The sequence below is a fragment of the Halorhodospira sp. 9621 genome, assembly GCF_022228055.1.
Lineage (GTDB): Bacteria > Pseudomonadota > Gammaproteobacteria > Nitrococcales > Halorhodospiraceae > Halorhodospira > Halorhodospira halophila_A.
In genome coordinates, this window is the sequence record NZ_JAJNRD010000052.1 from 1 (window position 1) to 8,475 (window position 8,475).

Consider the following 8,475-nt stretch of genomic DNA (forward strand, 5'->3'; position numbering starts at 1 on the left):
CTCGCCCCTGGGTAGCCGAGCAGCCCGGCCTTTCACTTGCCTTGATGGGAGTCAATCACGCTCGACATGCCACATAGGTCTATGCCTAACCCGGGCGGCCACGCTCCCCGGTGGATCAAAAACGATTGGACTGGTCAGCAACACCGACCGCCGAGGGGGTTGCCACCTGACGCTCTGCTGGAGGTCGAACTCCCCGACAGTGAGCGCGAGATGGATATTGGCACCCGCTTCGTTTGGAGCCATGCGGGGAGCGAGGTGTACATCCTGCGTTATCGTTACGTCCTAACCTGACAAAAGAACAGGAGGTAGCATGCGGATTGGCCACCTCGCATTTCTGACTTTATCGGTGCTAACGCCCCTCCTGCTGGCATCTTGTTCAGATCAGGCCCTACCCGACGATCCAAAACCACCCGTAAACTCGGCCGGCACCTGCGAAGCCCAAGGGGAGCTGGTGATCGCTGCTGGTGTGATGAGGGATATGGAGGTACCCATTAACGAGGCGCATGTTCGTCTTTCAGGAAAGCACCAAGTAAGTAACCAGTTCGCCGTGCCGCTGGTTGAATGGATTTACATGCGCCAAGAGCTCCCGCCGGCTGATGCTGGATGGCAAACTGATAATCTTTGTGAGAAGAGAAGACAAGGATGGGCCGTATGGCATCTAAAAAGGATTTACGGCATCTTTGCGGACTTCTAGATTACGCACACCCCGTCCCAATTGTGCGAACCTTGCTGCGCCAACCGGACTCGCCGAACACAGCGGAGGAAAAGTTACCCGCAGATGTGTCGGACCACGAGTGATGAGAGTCAAAAAAGCTCGATATGGCACATACGTATTTACCGAACCCAGGGGGCCACACCCCACGATGGATCCAAAACGATTGGACTGGTCATCAACACCGACCGCCGAGGGGGCTACCACCCGACGCTCTGGTTGAGGTCGAACTACGCGACGGCGAACGCGAGACCAACATCGCAACTCGCTTCGTCTGGGGTTACACGGGAAGCGGCGTAGATATAATCAGGTATAGATGTTTAAGACCTGCCTGGTGTTGTGGTTGAAGTAATTTCCTCTAAGTATCGCACCTCATAACCTTTTCCTTTGATCTTCCCGCGGTAAACAAAATCTTGCTTAGGAAGAGAGCCTATTATTCTCTGAAAATCTAAATCGCTCTCAATAGAATCCCAAGCCTTGAAATGCTCTCCTATAGCCTCAATAGCCCGCGGTGATTTTAATAGATCCCGTGCGCAAGGGAAGCACCAGCCTGACTGTGACATAATCAGAACCAAATCCTTTTTTCTTATGAAAAACAAATCTGGCTCCTCTACCCTCACATTAATAAAATCTCCGCCCTCATGGTCTATCCAGTTGACAGTTACCGCATGAACTATCACGTCATCCAGCAGCAGACCATCCATGCCACAGAGGCTGTCCATAATCGGTTTTATTATGTTGTCTACATCGTAGGCGCCAGGGTTTTTTGCTCTCCTTATTTCCGGGCATAAATATTCAATGTGGACTAAACAAGGACCGGTTATAATGTAAGGCGATTCCTTTGTTACGCTCTGGATAGATTTTTTAAGAACCTCCTTTTTGCATTTTTTCCCTTGGCTGGATACCGCGGTTGCTTGGACTGTGAAACTGACGCCACCCCACGCAAAATTTGAATAGTCGAATCTATGAAACATAGGAGTCATTTAGTAATAGGCGCGTAATCAATCGGTAGCGTGCACTTCGTGAGCCCGCGTAGCAAGCCGCTCAAGCTTACCCTCAATACGCACCTTGCTCCGATAGTAAGCTCCGTCGGTGATGGCGTTCCGCTGGTAGTCACGTTCCAGGGCTCGGCGTTCGGCGTGAAGCGCGCGCCGGCGCTGATCGATCTCCATGCTGCGGAACCAATAGCCGAGGTCCACATCGTGTCCCCGCGCCTTGATGCCGACTCCGGAGGCGAGCGACTGAGGGATACTCGCCGGGCGGTCGAGGAGATCCCGCTCGCCGCGGAGCGCGGACATGAGCGAGGCATTGTGCCAGGAGCCTGGGATGTACGCCCCACTTGGCACGTAGGCACGCCACAAGTAGCCCATGCGCGCATTGAGCCGATCTTGCCAGTCCGAGGCGAGCGGATCGTAGATTTCCTGCCCGGTGAAGTTCTGCTTGTTCAGGTATAGCTCGAAGCCGATTTGTAGCGGGCCGCCCATCTGCAACCACGCCGGGACGCCGGTGACGCCCTGCTGGGTGTCGAAGACATCGCCGGCCGGCACCCAACGCATGATGTCGAGGTACATGGGGTTGTCGTACTGGTCGCGCCACGGCAACCGCACCATGCGGTTCCAGCCGATGTCCGTGAACGGGATCGAGGCCCGGGTCATGCCTTGGACCTCGGGGCGCATCGTGCGCCGTTCCTCGTCCTCGTCGCCGGGCTCAAGCTCAAAGGCTAGCAGGTTCGCCAGGTAGCCGATGGTGATGTACTTGGCGAGCTTCCAGGGACGGCCGGCAGGTCGCGCACGCTCTGCACCGTCTCCAGGCGCGGGCCGTCCCAGCCGGCACTGACCTTGGCAACGTGGCGCCGGGCCTGCTCGACCGGGAGGCCTTGCCCCGGGGTCGAGGACCGCACAAGGCTCGGCCCCTCGGCCCGATCGCGCAGCACCCCAGGCCCACGCCTTCCATCTTGTACCCAAGCACCATGGCATCCAAGCGGACCTCACCGCCGGCGCGCCCAAGCCAACCCAGGCATGCTCAAATCCCAGAGCCTCCCACCGGATTTACAGCCCCTCTCACATCTTGTGCACCCCTATGCCCTTCCCCTTTACCATAAGGATATTAAATCGTTGCGCGGCCTCACGCATCACATGCTTTTTGCAAAACTCACCACATGACGAGCCAACATTACTTTATTGTCCACCTCTGACCGTAACGTTGAAAGATAAACTGTTGAAATACAACTTCAACGCCACCGGTTGCGACATTCTCTTACTGTTGAAACCATAATTTTTTGATAATATATTTTTCACTGCGGCTCTCCCTAATCGTCTTCGCCCGATACCGCCATAACATCATTTTTAGCGCAAAAATATTTATCGTCCGTACATTTGTTCACCCGTATAACTTGTTGTTTTTCTTTTATTTTCCTTCACTCAGCCCGCACCTTCTCGAGCCACTCTCTCAGAATTACAAATGAACCAAGGCGTTATTTTTATTCCCTAGCTACCACAGAACCACCGATTAATCAAGAGCCTTCTGTTATTCCATCCCTCGCTGGCTTACCAAGTGTCATCATCGCACTTGCGAAACTGGTTTTGTGCGCTTAGGTTGAAGCCCGTCATCCAAAACAGGGCGAGTGACCATGGCAGGCAAGAAACAAAAGCCGACGAAAAACCAAAAGCTCGATCCAGAGACCGAGGACCTCATCAAAGAGGTGAGAGAGCAGGCCCAACAGGAGCAAAGTGATCACGCCTCCGGACAAGAGGAGCCTGCAGCCGACCGCCAAATATTGGGGTATCACCAAAGGTCTATACGCGACCAACTGAGAGAACAGTTCGAGGAAATTCAAGAACTTCGGAAGCGCGTGCGGCAGTACGAAAGTGGTGAGGCAGTACCAGTAGTTCTCCTCGATCCCTGGATGATTGGTATTAGCGAGGTGCCGAATCGCACTCCTGCTTCGCTCAAGGATGAGGCCTACCAGGCTCTCGTTGAGAGTATCGCAATGTCTGGTGTAAACCACCAGCCAATCAAGGTTCGCCCCCGTCAGGAGGGTGAGCAAACCGATCGGGCTTCACGCGGCCAGGATGTAGAGCATGTCTTAGTCGTAGGTGAGCGGCGGCTGCGAGCCTGTCGATCACAGTGTATTAGAATCCGCGCGCTAGTGGATTCCGACCTCGACGCAAAAACTGCCATTGTTGAGCAGGTAGTAGGAAACGAACAAAGGACAAGCCTCAGTGCTTATGAACAGGCTCGGCAGTGGCAGTATGCAATGGACCAGGGCGCTTTTCGTAGTCTTCGTGATTTCGCGAGTTATACGGGGCACTCAATATCGACATTCCGCGAGAGACACCGGATCTTGTCGCTGCCTAAAAAATTTTTCGATTTGGTTGGTGACCCCAGCTATCTGAGCAAAGCGGAATACCGAAGGCTCCTGCATTTCTATGTTGAGCACGAGGAGCACTTCAAGGAAGAAGTGCATCAGCTACTGGAGGAAGTTGGCGAAGCGAAAACCGAAAAAATGGCCCAATATAGAGTCAGCTGGCTCATTAAAGCTATAGAGCGAGGCACTATGGAAAACGATTTTCAAGTTTTCCATGTGAACGGGGAAGTTGCATACAGGCAGAAGATGCTCTGCGATGGAGCAATGGTCCTAGAGATTCCCAAGAAGATAGCGAAGAGGAGCAGCGAGCGTATCGAGGAAGAAATAAGGCGAATTCTCCGCGAAAGAGATCGAGGCGAAAACAGCTAACTGTAAGGATGTCAAGACCTGACTTGTCATATACCTGCTTACGGAATAAATCGGGGCGCTCCTGATACCACTGCTTGAGTTTTCGTAGAGGAATGACATACCCGAGCGTACGCTGGGGAATGTGGTGATTGTAGAGCCGCTGGTAGCGCCAGAGCATCGTGCCCAAATCGGCTCCCGAATCGAAGTGGGTCGTGTGCAGGATCTCGCTGATGCGGCCGTTGAAGCGCTCGACCAGCCCGTTCCTCTGCGGGCGGCGGGGCGGCGTGAGCCGGTGCTCGATGTCATGGCGGGCGCACAGCTGGTCAAAGGCATGTCGCCCCGAGGGACGTCGGGTCTTCTGGGTAAAGCGGTCCGTGAACGCCAGGTCGTTGTCCGTGAGCCACGTATGGATCCATCCGGAACGGGGCCTTCTCCTGGAGGCGCTTGAGAAAGCGCACAGCCGCCTTGCGCGACTTCTCGCGGTGGCGCTCAAGGTAGACCCAGCGGCTGGCCCGGTCGATGGCCACGAACAGGTACGTGCGCCTCTGCTCATCGGCCATCTCCGGCAGGTACTTGATGTCGACCTACACGTAACCCGGGCGGTAGTCCTTGAACGTCTTCGTAGGACGCGACTCGCCCTCCGGGCGCGGGATCAGCTCCTTGAGTTGCGAGACCCCATGACGGACCAGCAGCCGCTGCAACGCCGAGCGGACCATGTCCGGCTTGATGAACTCACCCACGACCACCAGTAGGTCATCGGTAGAAAGCAGCAGGCTCCGAGAGCGTCGAGTTGCGGATCTCTTCGCGCAGCTGCGGCTTCGTGCGCGCTTGCTTGTGGATGGTCGCTCCGCTCATATTACCGACTTTCGTCTTGCCGCCTTCAGACTTTCGCCCAGTTCCTGTAACGCCAAACGGGCCTAAAAGAGACCATAACTTCTTGGCGGTACATGATCACGCAAGTCGCAACAGCTATTATTTTTGACGATATCCTTTTTGATGCCCCTCGTTACGAATCTCTTTTTCCACTTGTTTTGGATCTTCTCCTGCCTTTATTCTTTCTAGGTAGTCAGCCCATTGTTGCAGCATATCTGCGCGATCTTCAATATAATGTGTCCGGTTATAGGCCCTCCCATTATAATCCTTTACACTGTGTCCGAGTTGCATCTCAACCAGCTCTACCGGCCACCGTAGCCTCTCTACGAGAATGGTCCGTGCTGTGGCACGGAACCCGTGGGGCACTGCTCTCCCTTTGAATCCATTGTTTCTCAATGGCTCACTTATCGACGTTTTATGCAGATGATGTCCTGGTTTCTGAGCCGGGAACACATATATATCCCCTTCTCGTTTTTTATTTTTTTGATAATCAATGATCTCAACCGCCTGCCGTGGCATTTTTGTAACAACCTGTATTTCAGGGTCTTTGCTGGAAACATAATGCCACTCCATCTCTTCAAGATCTATCGTGTCCCACCTCATCGATGCCATTTCTCCGGGGCGAGTGAAAAGCATGCTTAGCATCCGGAGAACGAATCCTGTTTTTCCTTGGACGGTATCAATGAAACGAAGAAGATCGCCTAACTCTCGAGGATTTGTTATTGCAGGCTGGCTTTTGATCGCGACCTTCGGAAGGCTGTCTCTTGTAAATGTCATTATGCTTGCCGCTGGGTTATGATTCACGTACCCTTGGCTTTCGGAATAAGCCCCAATCCTCGCCATAAACTGTGCGACCCTTTTGGCGAAACTCGCCCCCTGTTCTGAATTAATATGCAAAACAGCTGATGACAGGTCTTTTGCGGTGATCTTATGCATCGGCATATCGCCGATTTTAGGGAGTAGGCCATCGTCAAGATAACGCCTCGTGTTATAGAGGGTGGCATCGGACTTGTCCTTTGCATAGATGGAATAGAATTCTTCAGTGCAATGAGAGAAAAGAAGATCGCCATTCGAACCTTTCTTGTAGTTCTGAGGGTCCTCGTTGTGACGAGACATCGATCGCAATTGATCCCGGATTTCTCTGGCATGTGATAGTTTGATCTCTGGGTACCTGCCAATATTAACAGTAGATCGCTTTCCTTGGTGCCGGTACTGGAAAACCCAAAATTTTCCTGTCGGGCGAACTGAGATTGAAAGTCCAGCGCCGTCTGCGACTTTGTATGGGGTCTCTTTTATCGTAAGGCTCCGGACGACTCGGTCTGTCAGCTTATTCAACGTCTGTCGAGGCATGCTCATGTCCTTTGATGTCTTCGTAACGTCTAAGTGACGTCAACAGTACCCTGCCAAAGGAAATGCTACAAAAATCAGCTATTAACGGTTATGATCTTCCATGAGAAGCTATGAAAATGTGTTGTGTTACGCATGCTGCCAATGCTCAGTTGATCGCTCAAAAGCTGGCAGCGCTGCCATCACGCAAGGATGCATTATAACCCTTTCCCCCCGCCAGGAAGGATGTGTGTAGCCATAAGATGCTGAGCAAAAAGGATAAAGTTAGAGCAAAAAAGTTCTGTAACGTCACAATGACGTACACAAAAATCTCAACATGTTTGTTATTAGATTCGGTGCCTCGTGGTGGTGAGATGACCGATATTTTGGGGATCGGTAATTTGCTTCAAATTTACGCTTAACACGCTGAGATTAGTTCAGAAGCCTAGGAGAGGATCATGACGCTTATAGCGAGGGTAGGCCTGTAGCGTAGGGAGTAGCAGTAGCGTGCGCTGAACAGCGATCTTCAAAGGGTGGGGTAAGCGATCTTGCTGTCGCGCTGGCCGGCGGGACCGGAAAAATGAATCTCGACCGCCTGGTTCGGCGCTGATCCAAGGGAAAAAATCGCAAGCACGTCCATGCTGTCTCCGGTTTCGATAATACCCATCGGGAATTTCTCGCGCACGCTTCTTTCGGTTATGGCATCAGGTTCGTCTGGGAATGCGAGATCAACGTCATAGGCTGGGTTTCCCTTGTTGTAAATTCGTATTCACGCCGGCTGGCGTGGCCTTATGAAAAGGCAGGCTGACAAGTGGCGGGAACTTGTTCATGATTACTCTGAAAGTCAGAGTGCGGACACATGAGGGGGACACGTTCATCACGCTTGCTCGCCGAAGTAACGCTGCCACTCCGGGGTATCGGGCTCCAGATCATCTGTGACGGCCTGGTCCTCCCGGTCGATCAGGTGCTCGAGGACCTGGCGTTGCGTCATGTTGTGGTGCGCCGCGAGCCGCCTCAGCGCAGAGTATGAGCTGAGGTTGATCCAGGCGCTGAGCGGTTGCTCTCCCTCGCCTTCGCGCCCTCCATAACGCTTACGCCTCTCACGACTTCGGCGCTGACGCTCCCGGGCGTTCGCCCGTTTCTCATCCTCATCCCCGGCCATGATCCTCTCCCGTCTGCTTGTGATCTCGTCATAGTGTGACATAGTCACAAAAGGAGGGCAGCATGTAAGAGCCGCCTCGGAGCCCTTTCCACAGAAGGTGTGGATACGCCTGTTGAAACCCAGCCTAACGCACTGATGGGGTGGCTTTTCTATCCGCTGGCCACTCCTTCGCCGGGGCTTCTCTCCGCCCGGTACATCTGCGGGCGTCCCTTGGAGATCGTCACATAAGGCGGGTTATGGGACAGTGCTCTCCGACCAGGAGTGCGCGGCCCCGTGTGCCTGGACGTCGATCTCCCGGGCGGCAGCTACCACGGGTCACCGGTTTAAGCTAACCCCATTCGGTCCGCTTAACCGGTGAGCAAAAGCGAGCCGGGAAGTGATTTGGGGGCAAGTTAGATGTCCAAGCCCCCTCCCTGATCGTGACATAATCACGCGGCAGTGAACGGTGGTTACGTAAAGCAGCGGATCTACTCTTAGCGCTCCTCGCGGCGGAGGCGCCAGTAGACGTTGGAGTTACGTACGGCCGGGTTGTTCTCCTCGGCCAAGTCCGCTGCTGTGCTACCCGTAAATTCCCCCTCTTGGACTTCTAGGCTGGCGTCCGCGCCGTGGTCGAGCAGGGACTCAACCATGGTTGGCTCGCCAAACGCGGCGGTGTGCATGAGGGCGGTTCCGCCGTACTCGTCTCGC

Annotated in this window: 6 protein-coding genes and 2 pseudogenes; 2 read left to right on the plus strand and 6 right to left on the minus strand. The window is 53.9% G+C overall.

Annotated elements, in window-relative coordinates; all coding sequences use genetic code 11:
* Positions 1-310: 310 nt before the first annotated feature.
* Positions 311-694: a hypothetical protein gene (locus LRF89_RS12655; protein WP_238637286.1), complete on the plus strand. Its 384-nt coding sequence runs from the start codon at positions 311-313 to the stop codon at positions 692-694.
* A 338-nt stretch (positions 695-1,032) separates the two neighbouring features.
* On the opposite strand, the gene LRF89_RS12660 is transcribed toward LRF89_RS12655, so the two are convergent.
* Positions 1,033-1,686: a RusA family crossover junction endodeoxyribonuclease gene (locus tag LRF89_RS12660; RefSeq protein ID WP_238637287.1), complete on the minus strand. Its 654-nt coding sequence runs from the start codon at positions 1,684-1,686 to the stop codon at positions 1,033-1,035.
* 27 nt (positions 1,687-1,713) lie between these two features.
* On the minus strand, positions 1,714-2,388 hold the full coding sequence (locus LRF89_RS12665; protein ID WP_238637288.1) for a hypothetical protein: 675 nt from the start codon (positions 2,386-2,388) through the stop codon (positions 1,714-1,716).
* 953 nt (positions 2,389-3,341) lie between these two features.
* Here LRF89_RS12665 and LRF89_RS12670 point away from each other — a divergent pair.
* A complete protein-coding gene (locus tag LRF89_RS12670) occupies positions 3,342-4,448 on the plus strand; it encodes a ParB/RepB/Spo0J family partition protein (protein WP_238637289.1) in 1,107 nt (368 codons plus the stop codon).
* A 7-nt stretch (positions 4,449-4,455) separates the two neighbouring features.
* Here LRF89_RS12670 and LRF89_RS12675 read toward each other — a convergent pair.
* The 4 genes and pseudogenes from LRF89_RS12675 to LRF89_RS12690 all read right to left on the minus strand — a co-directional run.
* Positions 4,456-5,206: pseudogene (locus tag LRF89_RS12675) on the minus strand (DDE-type integrase/transposase/recombinase); the annotation flags it as partial.
* A gap of 193 nt (positions 5,207-5,399) precedes the next feature.
* On the minus strand, positions 5,400-6,656 hold the full coding sequence (locus LRF89_RS12680) for a tyrosine-type recombinase/integrase (protein WP_338018528.1): 1,257 nt from the start codon (positions 6,654-6,656) through the stop codon (positions 5,400-5,402).
* A gap of 496 nt (positions 6,657-7,152) precedes the next feature.
* Positions 7,153-7,311, minus strand: a complete 159-nt coding sequence (locus LRF89_RS12685; protein WP_238637291.1) for a hypothetical protein — start codon at positions 7,309-7,311, stop codon at positions 7,153-7,155.
* A gap of 950 nt (positions 7,312-8,261) precedes the next feature.
* Positions 8,262-8,475, minus strand: a pseudogene (locus LRF89_RS12690) (ankyrin repeat domain-containing protein); the annotation flags it as partial.

Excerpts from the sequence above, each read along its gene's own strand:
- LRF89_RS12655 (WP_238637286.1), top strand. The coding sequence starts at position 311 with ATGCGGATTGGCCACCTCGCATTTCTGACTTTATCGGTGCTAACGCCC.
- LRF89_RS12660 (WP_238637287.1), bottom strand. The coding sequence starts at position 1,686 with ATGTTTCATAGATTCGACTATTCAAATTTTGCGTGGGGTGGCGTCAGT.
- LRF89_RS12665 (WP_238637288.1), bottom strand. The coding sequence starts at position 2,388 with ATGCGCCCCGAGGTCCAAGGCATGACCCGGGCCTCGATCCCGTTCACG.
- LRF89_RS12670 (WP_238637289.1), top strand. The coding sequence starts at position 3,342 with ATGGCAGGCAAGAAACAAAAGCCGACGAAAAACCAAAAGCTCGATCCA.
- LRF89_RS12680 (WP_338018528.1), bottom strand. The coding sequence starts at position 6,656 with ATGAGCATGCCTCGACAGACGTTGAATAAGCTGACAGACCGAGTCGTC.